Here is a 14,890-nt window from a genome sequence, read left to right as displayed (position 1 = left end):
ATTCAGGGTTCTTTTTGCCTGAAATAGGGCGTGTGTGTAAAACGCTATGAATGAATAAAAACCCTTTTCTCGTAAGAAAAGGGTTTTTGGTCACTCATTTTATTAAAACGCCCGTTTGAAGAACGTTGACGTATAATCCAATGCCGTATGGAGCGTCGTTGCGATGACGAGTCCGAAGAAGAAAGACATGCCGTTCGTGTCGACCCAGGACCGGGCGTTCGCCTCATACTCCGTCAATGACGTGAGAAGCGTGATCGGGAATCCGATGTAGGCGACGCGGATGACATCGCTCAGCCCGGGTAGATGCGAAAACAGGGAGCGGTGCGGCATGAGTTTTACGTAAGGCAACCAAATCCATTTCAATGGACCCCATCGATAAAAAGCGTCCGATTTCAAGTCGAGGTCCGGGGAGAGCCAGAGCGTGCCGATGAGGGCGCCCAACACGACGGTGAATGGAACGGCCACATCAATAAAAGGCGTGGCAACCGCAAGAGCACCGATTGCCACGAGATTCGTACGGGTATGGGTCTTGCCACTAGCCATTAGTGAATCGTCCGGTATACACCGATGACCTTTCCTAAGATCGAGACGTTATCAAAATACATCGCCTCGAGCTCGTCGTTCTCCGGTTGGAGGCGGACTTTTGAAGCCTCTTTATAAATGCGCTTCACGGTTGCCTCGCCTTCATCGGTCATGGCGACGACAATCTCTCCATTGTCTGCCGTATTTTGTTGACGCACGAGGACGCGGTCCCCGTCCAAAATTCCGGCGTTGATCATCGAATCTCCAGATACCGACAGCATGTATACATTATCTGAACCGACCATATGTGCGGGAAGCGGGAAATGCTCTTCCACGTTTTCAATCGCCGTGATGGGTGTCCCGGCCGTGACTTTCCCGATGACAGGAACATACATGACCGATTCATGCTCTTCGATCATCGGCATATCCTCAGTCAAAATCTCAATCGCACGAGGTTTCGTCTTGTCCCGGCGGATCAAACCGCGTTTTTCTAGACGGTCCAAATGCCCGTGTACAGTCGAGCTTGAAGCAAGCCCGACGGCTTCTCCGATTTCCCGTACAGAAGGGGGATACCCTTTAGCCCGAACCTCGTCTTTGATGAAGTCAAGAATCTGTTGTTGTCGCGCTGACATTTTTTTCATTAGTTTCACCTCGATAATATCGAATAACCTGCGAACGCATCCTATTCTTTATGCATTCAGTGTAACACAAGAACACATGAGCGTACAAACATTCGTTCGTTTTTTTATCTTGACCGAACAAAGGTTCTTGTTTTATGATGAGAACAGATAAACGAACAAACGTTCTAACGAACATATATTCTAGTACAGGAGGACATGCAATCATGAAGGATACACTTAACGGAATCATTTTAGTCGGGATGCTCTTGCTCGGGATGTTCGCTTTTTATATGGCTGGTGAGATGCGCGGGGGACAGGAGACGGTGGCACCGGTCGTGGTGTCAGAGCGTACGATCGAAGAAGAGGTGGCTCTCGTCGAAGCGGAATCACTCGAAGAAAAAATTTTGGCCGAACGGGAAGCACATAACGAACGGAAGACGAAATGGTTCGCTGCGGAGTGATCGTTTAGGATTGCGACGTCCCATTTTCCTGTGTATCGTATGGAATGAATGGAAAGAAAGGGAGTGATGCGATGCGAGTCGTCATTTATTGTCGGGTTTCGACGAACAAGTCCACCCAGGAGACATCACTCAGTCGTCAGGTCGAGGAATTACGTCAGATGGCAGCCCGATTGAACGCGGAAGTGATTGATGTCATCACAGAGCAAGAGAGTGGGTATGAGGTGAATCGACAAGGGTTGCTTGACCTGCTTGAACACGTCTCTGCTTCAGAACTGGATGCCGTGCTCGTGACCGATGATAGCCGCCTGGGTCGCGGGAATGCGAAAATCGCGATCCTGCACACCTTGATGAAACATGAGGTCAGGTTGCTTACATTGCAGTCAACGGACGAGTACGTCGTTTCCGATGCGGAGAAGATGGTGCTCGAGATCGTGAGTGTCGTCGAGGAATACCAGCGTAAAATCCACAACGCGAAAATTTCCCGAGGCATGCGGCGTGCGGTCGCCAACGGGTTCGACCCTCAGCGCAATATCCAGCATCAGGATCAGGGTGGCCGGCATCGAATCGAAGTGCCGATCGAAGAAATCGTACAGTTGCGGGAACGGGGGCTCACGTTCGCGGAGATTGCCGCGACGCTCCGGGGATTTGGCTACGAAGTCTCGAAGGCGACAGTCAACCGGCGTTACCTCGAGCACATGTCGGTATCTGAAACTTGATTCTCCTCTCCTTATTTTGTAAAGTTAAAGGACAAATTAAGTAGAGAGGGGGCGAGTCTGATGCTAGCACCTGAGCAATTGGAGCGAATCAATTTCCTCGCCAACAAAGCGAAGACAGATGGACTGTCTCAAGAAGAGATGAATGAGCAACAAGAGTTGCGTCAACAATATTTGAAAGCGTTCCGTCAGTCATTCAAATCACAGATGATGGGAATGAAAGTCGTCGATCCTGAAGGGAACGACGTCACACCGGAAAAGCTAAAAGAAGAACAGAAGCGCCATCGCGGCGAGTAATTTTCAATGCACATCCTATTTCGTATAGGATGTGCATGTTTGTTATACGCGAACTTTGAACAGGGAAACGAATTACATAAAAAAACAGCGAATGTGAAGAAATGATTGTGACAAATGTGTTATACTAATTAATTGGTTGTGACACACGAATGAGTGTGATAAAATATGACGGGTAGAAAACTTTCTTAACAACAGAGAGGATGAAATTAGTGGAAACAACTACTAAAGAATTATTAGCGATTAACACGATCCGGACGCTCTCAATCGATGCGGTCCAAAAAGCGAACTCTGGTCACCCGGGTATGCCGATGGGTGCGGCACCGATGGCATTCACGCTTTGGACAGATCAAATGCGTCATAACCCGAAAAACCCGAACTGGTTCAACCGTGACCGGTTCGTCCTTTCAGCGGGACACGGTTCGATGCTCTTGTATTCACTTCTTCACTTGTCTGGATACGATGTGTCGATGGATGACCTCAAATCGTTCCGCCAAATGGATTCGAAAACTCCGGGTCACCCTGAGTATGGTCATACGGCTGGTGTCGACGCAACGACAGGTCCACTTGGACAAGGGATTGCAATGGCTGTCGGGATGGCCATGGCAGAAAAACACTTGGAAGCGACATACAACCGCGATGAGTTTAACGTCGTTGACCACTATACGTTCGGGATTTGTGGGGATGGAGACTTGATGGAAGGTGTCTCTGCAGAGGCGGCTTCGCTCGCAGGTCACTTGAAGCTCGGCAAACTCGTCGTCCTTTACGATTCAAACGACATCTCGCTCGATGGCGACCTTCACAAATCGTTCTCTGAAAGCGTAGAAGACCGTTTCAACGCGTACGGTTGGCAAGTCATCCGAGTCGAAGATGGAACGGACATCGATTCGATCGGTAAAGCGATTGAAGCAGCGAAAGCTGAAACGTCGAAGCCGACATTGATCGAAGTGAAGACTGTCATCGGATTCGGTTCTCCGAACAAATCTGGTAAATCGGCTTCACACGGTGCGCCACTCGGTGACGCTGAAATCGAATTGACGAAACAGTTCTACAAGTGGGAAGGCGAATCGTTCTACGTACCGACTGAAGTATACGACTTGTTCAAGGAGAAGGTTGTTGAGGCAGGTGCTCAGCATGAGTCAAATTGGAACGAACTCGTTGCAGCTTATAAAGAAGCGCATCCTGAGCTTGGCGCTCAGTTCGAACGTGCAATGAACAACGAACTTCCTGAAGGTTGGGACAGTGAATTGCCAACATTTGAAGTCGGTTCGAAAAAAGCGACACGTCAAACAAGCGGTGAAGTCTTGAACGCGATCGCAAAAGCTGTACCGACACTCTTCGGTGGTTCAGCTGACCTTGCAGGATCGAACAACTCGATGATCAAAGGCGCAGCGGATTTCGACGAAGATCCAGCGGGCCGTAACATCTGGTTCGGTGTCCGTGAATTCGCAATGGCAGCCGCTGTGAACGGTATGGCGCTTCACGGAGGCGTTGTGCCTTACGGTGCGACATTCTTCGTCTTCTCAGACTACCTTCGTCCGGCAGTCCGTCTTGCGGCGCTCATGGGTCTTCCATCAACATTCATCTTGACGCACGATTCAATCGCGGTCGGTGAAGATGGTCCAACGCATGAACCGGTCGAACACTTGATGAGCTTCCGCGCGATGCCAAACCTTTCTGTTCTTCGTCCGGCAGACGGAAAAGAAACGATTGCGGCATGGAAACAAGCGGTCACATCAACATCGAAACCTTCACTTCTCGTCTTGACACGTCAAGCATTGCCTGAACTTGAAGGAACATCTGTCGAAAATGCTGCGAAAGGCGGATACGTCGTCGCGGGTGATTCGAAAGATGCGGACGTCCTCTTGCTCGGTACGGGTTCTGAAGTACACGTTCTCGTCGAAGCACGCGAACAGTTGGCTTCTGAAGGCGTGAAGGCAGCGGTCGTATCGATGCCATCATGGGAACTCTTCGAAGCTCAGTCTGCTGAATACAAGGAGTCTGTCCTTCCAGCATCGATCACGAAGCGTGTAGCCCTCGAAGCAGGCGCGACACTCGGCTGGTACAAATACGTTGGATTCGGCGGAAAAGTACTCGGTATCGACAAGTTCGGCGCATCTGCACCTGGGGATCTCCTCATGAAAGAGTACGGCATGACGGTTGAAAACGTCGTTGAGGCTGTAAAATCTCTCTAATTGAAGAAAATAATCGATTTGTGACAGCCGAGTGCATTCTTGGCTGTCACTTTTTTTCATGACGACTAGCGATTTCAACTATTTTAGTGTATAGTAAAAAACGATGTTTCATATGGTAGAGGAGGTAAAACCTTGAGTACATTATTCTGGATTCTTATTGTAGTGGCAGCACTCATCGGGGGTATCGCGATCGGATTCTTCGTCGCGCGTAAATACATGATGAACTACCTTGAACAGAACCCGCCAATCAATGAAGACATGATTCGTACGTTGATGATGCAGATGGGTCAAAAGCCGTCACAGAAGAAAGTCAACCAAGTAATGCGCGCCATGAACGTGCAAATGAAGAACGAAAAGAAATAATTTTGAATCATGAAAGCACTTCGACACCGTCGAGGTGCTTTTTTCTGTTAGACAATCGAACAGACTTTCGCTACGATTAAGAAATAACTTTATAGAGATACGAAGGGGGCGTTTCACATTCAAGTTTTTAAACAACTATCCTGGTTCTTCCGTCTGGAGTGGAAGACGTATGCGATCGGGGTCGTCTTACTCGTTTTCGTTGCGGGTCTGGAATTGATCCCTCCACGCATCATCGGTCGGATCGTCGACGAGATGAATCAGGGGACCATCACCTCGAACGTCTTGTGGCTCTTTCTAGGGGGACTTGCCGCAGTCGGGATTGCCAATTATATCGCCCGTTTCTTTTGGCGGTATTTTATTTTTGGGGCGTCCATCCGATTAGGGCGCATGTTGAGAAGTCGATTGTATCGCCATTTCACGGATTTGGACCAACGATTTTATAAAAGGTCACGGGTCGGGGACTTGATGGCCCATGCGACGAATGATGTCCAGGCGGTGTCGATGACAGCCGGCGCCGGAATTTTGACACTCGTGGACAGTTTGACGATGGGGACGTTCGTCATCATCACGATGGTCACGACGATCAGTTGGAAGCTGACCGTCGTCGCGCTCCTTCCTTTACCGGTCATGGTCGCGTTGACGACGCGTTACGGAAAGATGTTACATAGCCGTTTTGGGGTCGCCCAAGCAGCGTTTTCAGAATTGAATGACAAAGTACAGGAGAGTGTCAGTGGCATTCGGGTCTTGAAATCGGCTGGCGAAATCGACCATGATGTCGAGTCGTTCGAGGATCTTTCGAACGAGGTCATGGCCAAAAACGTACGCGTCGCCAAAATCGATTCTTTGTATGACCCGACGATTTTTGGGATTGTCGGACTATCTTATATTCTTGCGGTCGGATACGGGGCTTATTTGATCGAACTTGGAGAACTGACGATTGGACAGATTGTCAGCTTTACGGCCTATCTGGCATTACTCACCTGGCCGATGCTCGCTTTCGGCTGGTTGTTCAATATTGTCGAGCGGGGACGCGCCTCATACGATCGGATTGAGCGGATGCTCGCGGTCAAACCGGAAATTCAGGATGATCAGATGGCCGCGACGACCATTCCGCACTCGGAAGTTGAAGTGGAAGTCGATTCCTTCTCCTATGAACAGTCGACCGTGCTAGAAGACATCCACTTTCGGATCGAACGCGGGAAAACGATTGGAATCGTCGGTCGTACCGGGGCCGGGAAAACGACGGTCGTACGCCTGTTGACAAGGGAATACGATGTCTCGAAAGGAAAAATCAAAATCGGTGGCAAGAACATCCGACAAGTGAAAAAGTCCTTGTTGCTCGAGAAAATCGCCGTCGTCCCGCAGGACCATTTCCTGTTCTCTGAGTCGATTGCGGACAACATCGCTTTCGGACGTCCGGAAGCGACGATGGAAGAAGTCATGGAAGCTGCCAAAATCGCAGAGGTTCACGAAGACATCATGCGACTCCCGGAAGGTTATGCGACGCTCGTCGGAGAGCGTGGTGTCACACTATCCGGCGGTCAAAAACAACGGGTCTCGATTGCCCGTGCCTTGATGACCGAGGCGGACATCCTCATCCTGGATGATGCGTTATCTGCTGTCGATGCGAAGACGGAGGAAGCAATCATTGACCATTTCCGGGTAGGGAATCCGGAACAGGCCCGTGTCATCGTAGCGCATCGCCTCTCGGCGGTCGAGCACGCGGATGAGATCCTCGTTCTCGAAGATGGGCGGATCATCCAACGCGGGACGCATGAACAGTTGATCGAAGACGGCGGTTGGTATAAAGAAACATATGACCGACAACAGCTCGAAGCGATTGTCGAAGGGGGTGGGCATGATGAAACATGATGTGAACGAGTGGGCGGTCATCAAACGATTGCTCGGCTATGCCAAACACTATCGACAACCGCTCAGTTTGGCATTTATTTTTCTACTGCTTGCCACGGGGGCGAAACTTGCCGGACCGTTTCTGATCAAAGTGTTCATTGACGAGTTCGTCACGCCGGCGACGTATCCGACGAACTGGGTCGTCGCACTTTTCGTCGTCTATATGGTGCTTCACCTATCGGCGGTGCTGTTCGATTACTTACAATCGATCTCGTTCCAAAAGATTGCGCTGAACATCGTCCAAAACATCCGGATGGACATTTTCCGGCATGTGATGGGGATGCGTCTCGCTTATTTTGACCGGACACCGGCAGGCGTGCTCGTCTCACGTATCACAAACGATACGGAAGCGGTCAAAGAACTGTATGTCGGGGTCATGAGTACTTTCGTGCAGTCAGCGGTCCAGTTGGTCGGAACGTATATCTTCCTGTTCATCCTGGAACCGACACTCGCGACGATGGGGCTCGTCCTTGTGCCGTTATTTTGGCTCATTATTTGGACGTATCGTCGTTTCTCGACAAAATACTTTGCACAAGTACGTGATTTGTTATCACAACTGAATGCGCAATTGAACGAATCCATCAACGGGATGGGGATCATCCAACAGTTCCGTCAAGAAGAGCGATTGATTCGGCAGTTTGAAGAGACGAATGAAGCGCATCAGGAAGCCCGTTTCCGTAACTTGAAGCTCGATAGCATGCTGCTTCGTCCGATCATCGAGCTATTGCTCGCTTTCTCCATCATCGGCTTACTCGGCTATTACGGCGTCCTGTCGATGAATGAGCAAGTACAAGTCGGGGTCGTCTACGCATTCATCAGTTATATCGAACGAATCTTCCGACCGGTCCTCGATATCATGCAACGGTTGAGTGAGTTTCAGCAGGCGGTCGTATCGGCCGACCGGGTATTTAAAATATTGGATACGGACGAGCCGGCGCCAGGGAAGAGCCTTCCCGGCGAAGCAGACATCACGTCCGGGGAAGTACGTTTTGAGGACGTGACGTTCAGCTATGACGGGGAAGTAGATGTATTGAAAAACATCTCCTTCGTCGCCAAACCGGGGGAGACGGTCGCGCTCGTCGGGCACACCGGGAGTGGGAAAAGTTCAATCATCAACTTACTGACCCGTTTTTATCCGTACCAGCAAGGCCAAATCACGATCGACGGCCAACCGCTTGAACAGTTCGAAGAAAAAGAATTACGAAGTAAGGTCGGTCTCGTCTTGCAGGACCCGTTCCTGTTCACCGGGTCGATCGAAGAGAACTTGAAGCTGTTCAATCCTGATGTCGACTCAGAACGTGTACGTGAGGCTGCTGAGTTCGTCCAGGCGCACACATTCATCGAAAAATTGGATGCCGGGTATGGACACGTAATCGGCGAGCGTGGGGCGACATTCTCGAGTGGCGAGCGGCAACTGCTTGCTTTTGCGAGAACCGTCGCCCGTGACCCGAAAGTTCTCATCTTAGATGAGGCGACAAGCTCGATTGATACCGAGACAGAAGAACAGGTGCAAGTCGCGCTCGAGCGGATGCGAAGAGGACGGACGACGATTGCCATCGCCCACCGACTGTCGACGATCCAGGATGCAGACATGATTCTCGTGTTACATCGTGGAGAGATTGTCGAACGCGGGAACCATCAGGAACTATTGAAGCAAGACGGTTTGTATAAAAAAATGTACGAATTGCAGTCAGGTCAACGTCTAATGTCATAAATTACTAAGGACACCCCCGTAGGTGTCCTTTTTTCCATGGAAAAAGCTCACCACATGAATGTGATGAGCCGAAAAAGTTAAGATTGAAGTTGGTCTTTTGTATGGTTTGACAGGACGTGCCGGTTGATCAAGGAATCCAGTTCCTGACTCACGTGTAAGACTTCAGGAGACGTCCACGTATACTGTGACGCAATCCGATAGAGTTCGGCACGTTTTTGCTCAATGGCTTGGTGTAAGGTGTCTGCTGCGGTGACGGCCACGATGTTTCCCCCATCTTCATAAGATAGAATTTTGTGAAGTAGAATATCCAAATCTTAGCACCTTGGTTTACAGATGACAAGTTTCATTTCCATTTCAAAAATTACAAACTGATGTTACAGGACGAGGAAAAGATGCGAGCATTTTAAATAGGTTTTCGCTATAATGGTCCTGAAAGGTGGAAATCGTCATGGAACTCACATTGTGGCTCGCATTTGGGGCGGGCGTCTTGTCATTTTTATCACCGTGTACGCTTCCGTTATATCCAGTTTTTCTTTCTTATATCACCGGGGTCTCGGTATCGGAATTGAAAAACGAAGGATTGAAACAGCGGACGGCATGGTTCCACACATTCTCATTCTTATTTGGCTTCTCGATCGTATTCGTCGTCCTCGGCCTGTCGACTTCTCTGATTGCAGACGTCTTCATCCAATATAAAGATAGTTTACGGATGTTTGGCGCAATCTTGATTTTTGTTTTCGGAATTTTCTTGGCGGGCATTTGGAAACCGGAATTCATGATGCGGGAGAAAAAGTTAAATCTCGGAGAACGGAAGAGCGGGTATTTCGGGACGATGCTCATCGGAGTCGGATTTGCTGCGGGGTGGACACCTTGCACCGGACCGATTTTAGCAGGCGTCATCGCTTTGGCCGCCTCGAACCCGAGCCAAGGGTTGGGGTATATGCTGGCTTACATCATCGGCTTCTCGGTTCCCTTCCTCGTCATGGTGGGATTCGTCGGGAAGATCAAATATTTGGCCCGCAACAGTGCGACCGTCGCGAAAGTTGGAGGTTATTTGATGATGGCCTTCGGCGTATTATTATATTTTGACGGAATGAACCGGTTTGCCGCTTGGATGAGCGAGCTAGTCGGATTCACCGGATTTTAAGGGGTTGACCGAGATGGCAATGTTATGGGGGTCGACTCTCGTCGCATTACTCATGGGTGTCGTCGCGAGCTTTGTCCGTGTCAAAGCGTCTGCAAAGCCGACGAACGCCAAGAAAATTTTAATACCACCGCTCGCGATGTCGACCGGGATGATTCAATTTTTAATTCCCGCATTCCGCTTGTCGTGGTTCGAGGTCGGGGAAGCACTAGCCGTCGGTCTCATCTTCAGTCTGTTTTTGATCAAGACATCCAATTTTGAGAAACGCGACGGAGAGGTGTACTTGTCCCGCTCGAAGGCGTTCTTCATCGTCTTGTTCATGCTTCTCGCGATTCGTACCGCGATGAAAATATGGATCGGGCACGAAGTGGATTTGTTCTCAACGGGCGGATTGTTCTATTTGATCGCATGGGGCATGATCGTCCCATGGCGGATCGCGATGTATCAGAAATACAAACGAATCGCTGTAACCTAAAAAAACGGAGCGCCGACTGGTGCTCCGTTTTTGGTATTTAGTTTTCAGTTGTGACGGCGACTTCAGGATCGGCATCGATGCCGGTGTTCGCTTTCACGAGAATTCGTTCATAGTTTCCGGCGACCTCATCCGATTTGGTCAGGTACGTACCGATGATCGCAGCGATGAATCCGAGCGGAATCGAGACGATGCCGGGGTTGGCGAGCGGGAAGAGCGCTTCACCGACAAAAATCGCAGACCCGTCAGGCGACCACAGGTTCGGGCTGAGGGCGACAAGAATCAATGATGAGAATAGTCCAACGACCATTCCGAAAATGGCACCACCCGTGTTGAAACGTCTCCAGAAAATCGTGAACAGGATGACAGGGAGGTTGGCACTTGCTGCCACGGCGAAGGCGAGGGAGACGAGGAAAGCCACGTTCATCGACTGAGCAAACAAGGCAAGTCCCATCGAGGCGAGTGCCACGACGATCGAGGCGATACGGGCCGCGAGCACCTGTTCTTTTTCAGTCGCATCTCCTTTTCGGATGATGTGTCCGTAAAAATCGTGAGCGAAGGCGGATGCCGCCGATAAGACGAGTCCTGCGACAACGGCAAGAATGGTTGCAAACGCGATGGCGGCCACGAATGCGAACAATAAATCCCCGCCGAGCGCCTGGGCAAGGAGTGGTGCCGCCATATTCCCGGCCGGGTTCGCAGCCAGAATGGCATCTCTGCCGACGAAGGCGGCGGCGCCGAAACCAAGGAAGACGGTCAAAATGTAAAACGCACCGATGATCCAAGTAGCGTAGACGACCGACTGCCGTGCGGTCGGCGCATCTTTTACGGTAAAGAAACGAATCAAAATATGTGGGAGCCCGGCCGTCCCGAGTACGAGCGCTATATTCAGTGAAATCGTATCGAGCGGGAGCTTGAATTTGTTCCCCGGGTTCAAGAAGTCGCTTCCGAGCGGCGTCGCCTTACTCACTTCAGAGAACATCGTCATGACCGAGAAATCAAAACGCGCGAACACGAGGAATGAGATGATGGCCGTTCCGATCATCAACAGCACGGCTTTGGTGATTTGCACCCAAGAAGTAGCCGTCATTCCACCGAATACGACATATACTGTCATGAGAATGCCGACGACAAACACGCTCGTCGTATAAGGGATGCCCAACAGCAACTCGATCAAGGCACCTGCCCCCACGAGCTGGGCGATCATGTAAAAAATCGAGATGACGATCGCGTTCATGGCGGCGACACCACGAACACGCGGTTTGTTGAAGCGGGCGGCGATCATGTCGGCCATCGTATATTTTCCTAGATTTCGAAGCGGTTCAGCGACGAGATACAGGACAACGAGGTAGGCGACAAGGAATCCGATTGAGTAGAAGAATCCATCGAAGCCAGCGAGGGCAATCATACCGGCAATCCCGAGGAATGAGGCGGCGGACATATAGTCACCTGCGATGGCGAGTCCGTTTTGAAAGCCGGTCAACCCACCGTCTGCCGTATAAAAATCGCTCGCGGTTTTTGTTTTTTTCGCTGCGAAATATGTAATGACGAGCGTCAAACTGACAATCAATGTGAATAGTGAAATTGCCGTCCAGTTCATGATCCTACCTCCTGTTTCAACTGTCTCACCAACTTGTCAAACTTTCGTGCGCGGCGACTATAGAGCACACAAAGCGTCCATGTCATCACGAACTGGGAGAAAGCGAACAGCCACGCCCATGTCAAATCCCCGATGGCCGGAGTATTCAAAATCGTGGAATAACTGGTCATGACCGGGAGTGTGAAGTAGAAGACGAGTGAAAAGATGATGGCAGGCAGAATGAAACGGTTTTTCTCGCGCATTAATTGGTGGAACGTTTCATGTTCTGTGACGGCTTGAGCGGAATGGCGGCTTTTGGACTGTGCAACTTGCGTGACGTCATGCATAAGACCCCTCCTAATATGTAAGATAAATCCATTATAGAAACGAAAGAATAAGAAGTTCCATTTCTTTTTTTATGTCGATTTTTGAATCATTATAGTAATATTGGTCCTACCAATTTATTGTAAGCGTTTACAATCGTGTCTAAAATGTGAACGGTATATATGGATAATAAAAGAATGAATAAAAGGTACTTTCGACCTATTAGGCGGAAGTCACAATTCGACAAAACAAAAAAGCTCCCGACTTCGGGAGCTCACTGCTGGAAGTAATGTTCGTACGGTGTCCAATCAATTTTTTCTTCTGCCAGCGCCTTTTTCAAAAACTTATGGTCCCGTTTCGGCGTCGCGGCGATGTATCCTTTGACGACGAGTTCGGTCGTCATCTCACGGGCGCGAGACTCGAGTGCGAACTGGCCGATTTTACCCGCGATCTTTCGGATGGCCACGTCGCGGAACAGTTCCGGTACCGGCGACACGAGTCGGTCGAGCAGCGTTCGTGTCTCAGGTGTCCATAAGTGACGTGTCTTTTCTATATAATCGTCCTCGATGTCGAGAAGGGACCGGCCGTCCTCTTTCGGCATGCGTTTTAAAAATTTTCGAAACATGAAGTACCCGCCGATCGTCATCAGACCGATCATTACGAATCCCCAGAATACAATGAAATACATCATCAAGTTTTCTGGCATCGTCTTTCCCCCGTTCTATTGATTCACATTCATTCATCGTTAAGTATACAAAAAAGTCCGGGTTTGCAAAAGTGGGGCGTTCCGTAAGGATAGACGAACGGATTGCATTTCGTTAGAATAGATAGCGTTGCTACGAGAAAAGCATGAACAGGACTCGAGAAAGGATAGGTCTACATTATATGAGCCAATTGAAACAAGAAGTCGAGAGACGCCGAATCTTCGGCATCATCTCTCACCCGGATGCGGGTAAAACGACACTGACAGAAAAGTTACTCTTACACGGTGGGGCGATTCGTGAGGCCGGTACGGTCAAGGCCCGTAAAAACTCAAAACATGCAAAATCAGACTGGATGGAAATCGAGAAACAACGTGGGATCTCGGTCACATCGTCTGTCATGCAATTCATCTATCAAGACAAGGTTGTATCAATCATGGATACACCTGGACACAACGACTTCGGTGAGGACACATACCGTGTTTTGACATCGGTCGACAGCGCGGTCATGGTCATCGATGCCGCGAAAGGGATCGAGGCGCAGACGAAAAAACTCTTCCAGGTTTGTCGTATGCGTGGAATCCCGATCTTTACGTTCATGAACAAACTCGACCGTCAGGCAAAAGATCCGCTTGAGTTGATGGAAGAGCTTGAAGAAGTGCTCGGCATGCCTTCGGTAGCGATCACGTGGCCGATTGGAAGCGGGATGCAGTTTGAGGGGGTATATGACCGTCTGAAAAACGAGGTCCACTTATTCCGTGGAGAGAAATCTACTTTGACGTTGAACGAAGACGGCGTCAACGACCCGATTTTAGCGGATCATTTATCTGAAGAGAACCTGAACAACCTCCGCGATGAGATCGACCTTCTCGACGGGGCTGGGAACGAGATTGATGTAGATGCGATTCAAAGCGGTAAACTGACACCGGTCTTCTTCGGGACGGCGCTCGTCGACTTCGGTGTCACGGCGTTCTTGAACCACTATCTCGAAATGTCTCCGGCACCGGAAGCCCGGAAATCAAACGTCGGTCCGATCAACCCGACATCAGAAGAATTCAGCGGGTTCGTCTTCAAGATTCAAGCGAACATGAACCCGGCCCACCGCGACCGCATCGCCTTCGTCCGGATTTGTTCAGGTGTATTCGAGCGCGGCATGGACGTGACGCTCACGCGTACCGGGAAGAAAATCAAATTGAGCCAATCGACACAGCTCATGGCCAATGACCGGGAAACAGTTGACCAGGCATTCGCAGGAGATGTGATCGGGATCTACGATTCGGGCACATACCAAATCGGGGATACGATCACGACATCGAAACAGAAAATTGCCTTTGAGGCATTGCCGACATTCCCGCCTGAACTCTTCATGCGCGTCTCGCCGGTGAACTCCCTCAAGTCGAAGCATTTCCACAAAGGGGTGGAACAGCTCGCACAAGAAGGGGCGATCCAGGTGTATCGCAATGAATATAACGAGATTTATCTCGGTGCCGTCGGACAACTTCAGTTCGAAGTGTTCGAATATCGTCTGAAGAACGAGTATGGTGTCGATATCCGAATGGAGCCGGTATCATACAGTGTGGCGCGCTGGGTGAAAGACAAAGAACTCAAAGCGCTCAAACCGTTCCAGGATTCGCGAAACATGCTCGTCACGGACCGTTGGGACCGTCCGGTGTTCCTATTCGCGAACGAGTTCACGTTCGAACGATTCGCAGAACGCCATGCGGATGAACTGACGCTCGTTGAAGCACTAGACGTCAACGTCGAAATCGGGACAGAAGATTAATGTGGAAGACACCTCAAATGGGGTGTCTTTTTTCGTTCAGGGGCATATGGATTAATCTATAAGTTTTACTTATGGACAATTTGTGACGGAATGT

16 protein-coding genes are annotated in these 14,890 nt (G+C 50.0%); 10 read left to right on the top strand and 6 right to left on the bottom strand.

The features are described from left to right. Positions 1-102 precede the first annotated feature (102 nt). A complete protein-coding gene (locus KNP03_RS01010; RefSeq protein WP_214823989.1) occupies positions 103-543 on the bottom strand; it encodes a metal-binding protein in 441 nt (146 codons plus the stop codon). After that, positions 543-1,163 (bottom strand): transcriptional repressor LexA, encoded by a 621-nt coding sequence (lexA, locus tag KNP03_RS01005; protein WP_214823987.1) that lies wholly within the window; start codon positions 1,161-1,163, stop codon positions 543-545. Before lexA ends, KNP03_RS01010 begins: the two co-directional genes overlap by 1 nt. A gap of 203 nt (positions 1,164-1,366) precedes the next feature. Here lexA and KNP03_RS01000 point away from each other — a divergent pair, with 203 nt between their 5' ends. The 7 genes from KNP03_RS01000 to KNP03_RS00970 all read left to right on the top strand — a co-directional run bounded on the left by KNP03_RS01000 (position 1,367) and on the right by KNP03_RS00970 (position 8,793). After that, entirely contained in the window at positions 1,367-1,603 is a 237-nt protein-coding gene (locus KNP03_RS01000; protein WP_214823985.1) for a hypothetical protein, read from the top strand. Positions 1,604-1,674: 71 nt separating this feature from the next. Then, positions 1,675-2,319, top strand: a complete 645-nt coding sequence (locus KNP03_RS00995; RefSeq protein WP_214823983.1) for a YneB family resolvase-like protein — start codon at positions 1,675-1,677, stop codon at positions 2,317-2,319. Positions 2,320-2,379: 60 nt separating this feature from the next. Continuing rightward, on the top strand, positions 2,380-2,613 hold the full coding sequence (locus KNP03_RS00990; RefSeq protein WP_214823982.1) for a DUF896 domain-containing protein: 234 nt from the start codon (positions 2,380-2,382) through the stop codon (positions 2,611-2,613). Between the two features lie 200 nt (positions 2,614-2,813). Beyond that, positions 2,814-4,805 carry a transketolase gene (gene tkt / locus KNP03_RS00985; protein WP_214823980.1) on the top strand — a complete coding sequence of 664 codons (1,992 nt, stop codon included), beginning with the start codon at positions 2,814-2,816 and terminating at the stop codon, positions 4,803-4,805. A gap of 132 nt (positions 4,806-4,937) precedes the next feature. Beyond that, complete coding sequence (locus tag KNP03_RS00980; RefSeq protein WP_214823978.1) at positions 4,938-5,168, top strand: YneF family protein; 231 nt, start codon at positions 4,938-4,940, stop codon at positions 5,166-5,168. A 117-nt stretch (positions 5,169-5,285) separates the two neighbouring features. Further along, on the top strand, positions 5,286-7,040 hold the full coding sequence (locus KNP03_RS00975) for an ABC transporter transmembrane domain-containing protein (RefSeq protein ID WP_214826142.1): 1,755 nt from the start codon (positions 5,286-5,288) through the stop codon (positions 7,038-7,040). After that, positions 7,030-8,793 (top strand): ABC transporter ATP-binding protein, encoded by a 1,764-nt coding sequence (locus tag KNP03_RS00970; protein WP_214826144.1) that lies wholly within the window; start codon positions 7,030-7,032, stop codon positions 8,791-8,793. Before KNP03_RS00975 ends, KNP03_RS00970 begins: the two co-directional genes overlap by 11 nt. Positions 8,794-8,870: 77 nt before the next feature. On the opposite strand, the gene KNP03_RS00965 is transcribed toward KNP03_RS00970, so the two are convergent. Next, positions 8,871-9,053, bottom strand: coding sequence for an aspartyl-phosphate phosphatase Spo0E family protein (locus tag KNP03_RS00965; RefSeq protein WP_214823977.1), 183 nt, complete (start codon positions 9,051-9,053; stop codon positions 8,871-8,873). 188 nt (positions 9,054-9,241) lie between these two features. Here KNP03_RS00965 and KNP03_RS00960 point away from each other — a divergent pair, with 188 nt between their 5' ends. Both KNP03_RS00960 and KNP03_RS00955 read left to right on the top strand, forming a co-directional pair. Continuing rightward, complete coding sequence (locus KNP03_RS00960; RefSeq protein WP_214823976.1) at positions 9,242-9,940, top strand: cytochrome c biogenesis CcdA family protein; 699 nt, start codon at positions 9,242-9,244, stop codon at positions 9,938-9,940. Positions 9,941-9,959: 19 nt separating this feature from the next. Then, positions 9,960-10,412, top strand: a complete 453-nt coding sequence (locus KNP03_RS00955; RefSeq protein WP_214826140.1) for a CcdC family protein — start codon at positions 9,960-9,962, stop codon at positions 10,410-10,412. A 37-nt stretch (positions 10,413-10,449) separates the two neighbouring features. Here KNP03_RS00955 and KNP03_RS00950 read toward each other — a convergent pair whose 3' ends face one another. The 3 genes from KNP03_RS00950 to KNP03_RS00940 form a co-directional block, all read right to left on the bottom strand. Continuing rightward, positions 10,450-12,009 carry a solute symporter family protein gene (locus KNP03_RS00950; protein ID WP_214823975.1) on the bottom strand — a complete coding sequence of 520 codons (1,560 nt, stop codon included), beginning with the start codon at positions 12,007-12,009 and terminating at the stop codon, positions 10,450-10,452. Next, positions 12,006-12,335: a DUF485 domain-containing protein gene (locus KNP03_RS00945; RefSeq protein ID WP_214823974.1), complete on the bottom strand. Its 330-nt coding sequence runs from the start codon at positions 12,333-12,335 to the stop codon at positions 12,006-12,008. The genes KNP03_RS00950 and KNP03_RS00945 overlap by 4 nt, the downstream gene beginning before the upstream one ends. A gap of 251 nt (positions 12,336-12,586) precedes the next feature. Beyond that, the gene (locus tag KNP03_RS00940) at positions 12,587-13,018 is read right to left on the bottom strand and encodes a DUF2621 domain-containing protein (RefSeq protein ID WP_214823973.1); all 432 of its coding nucleotides are present in this window, start codon (positions 13,016-13,018) and stop codon (positions 12,587-12,589) included. 179 nt (positions 13,019-13,197) lie between these two features. On the opposite strand from KNP03_RS00940, the gene KNP03_RS00935 reads away from it, so the two are divergent. Next, positions 13,198-14,796 (top strand): peptide chain release factor 3, encoded by a 1,599-nt coding sequence (locus KNP03_RS00935; protein ID WP_214823972.1) that lies wholly within the window; start codon positions 13,198-13,200, stop codon positions 14,794-14,796. The last annotated feature ends 94 nt before the right edge of the window (positions 14,797-14,890 follow it).

Source organism: Exiguobacterium algae, from assembly GCF_018617875.1.
GTDB lineage: Bacteria > Bacillota > Bacilli > Exiguobacteriales > Exiguobacteriaceae > Exiguobacterium > Exiguobacterium algae.
This window is presented reverse-complemented; position numbering and strand designations above follow the sequence as displayed.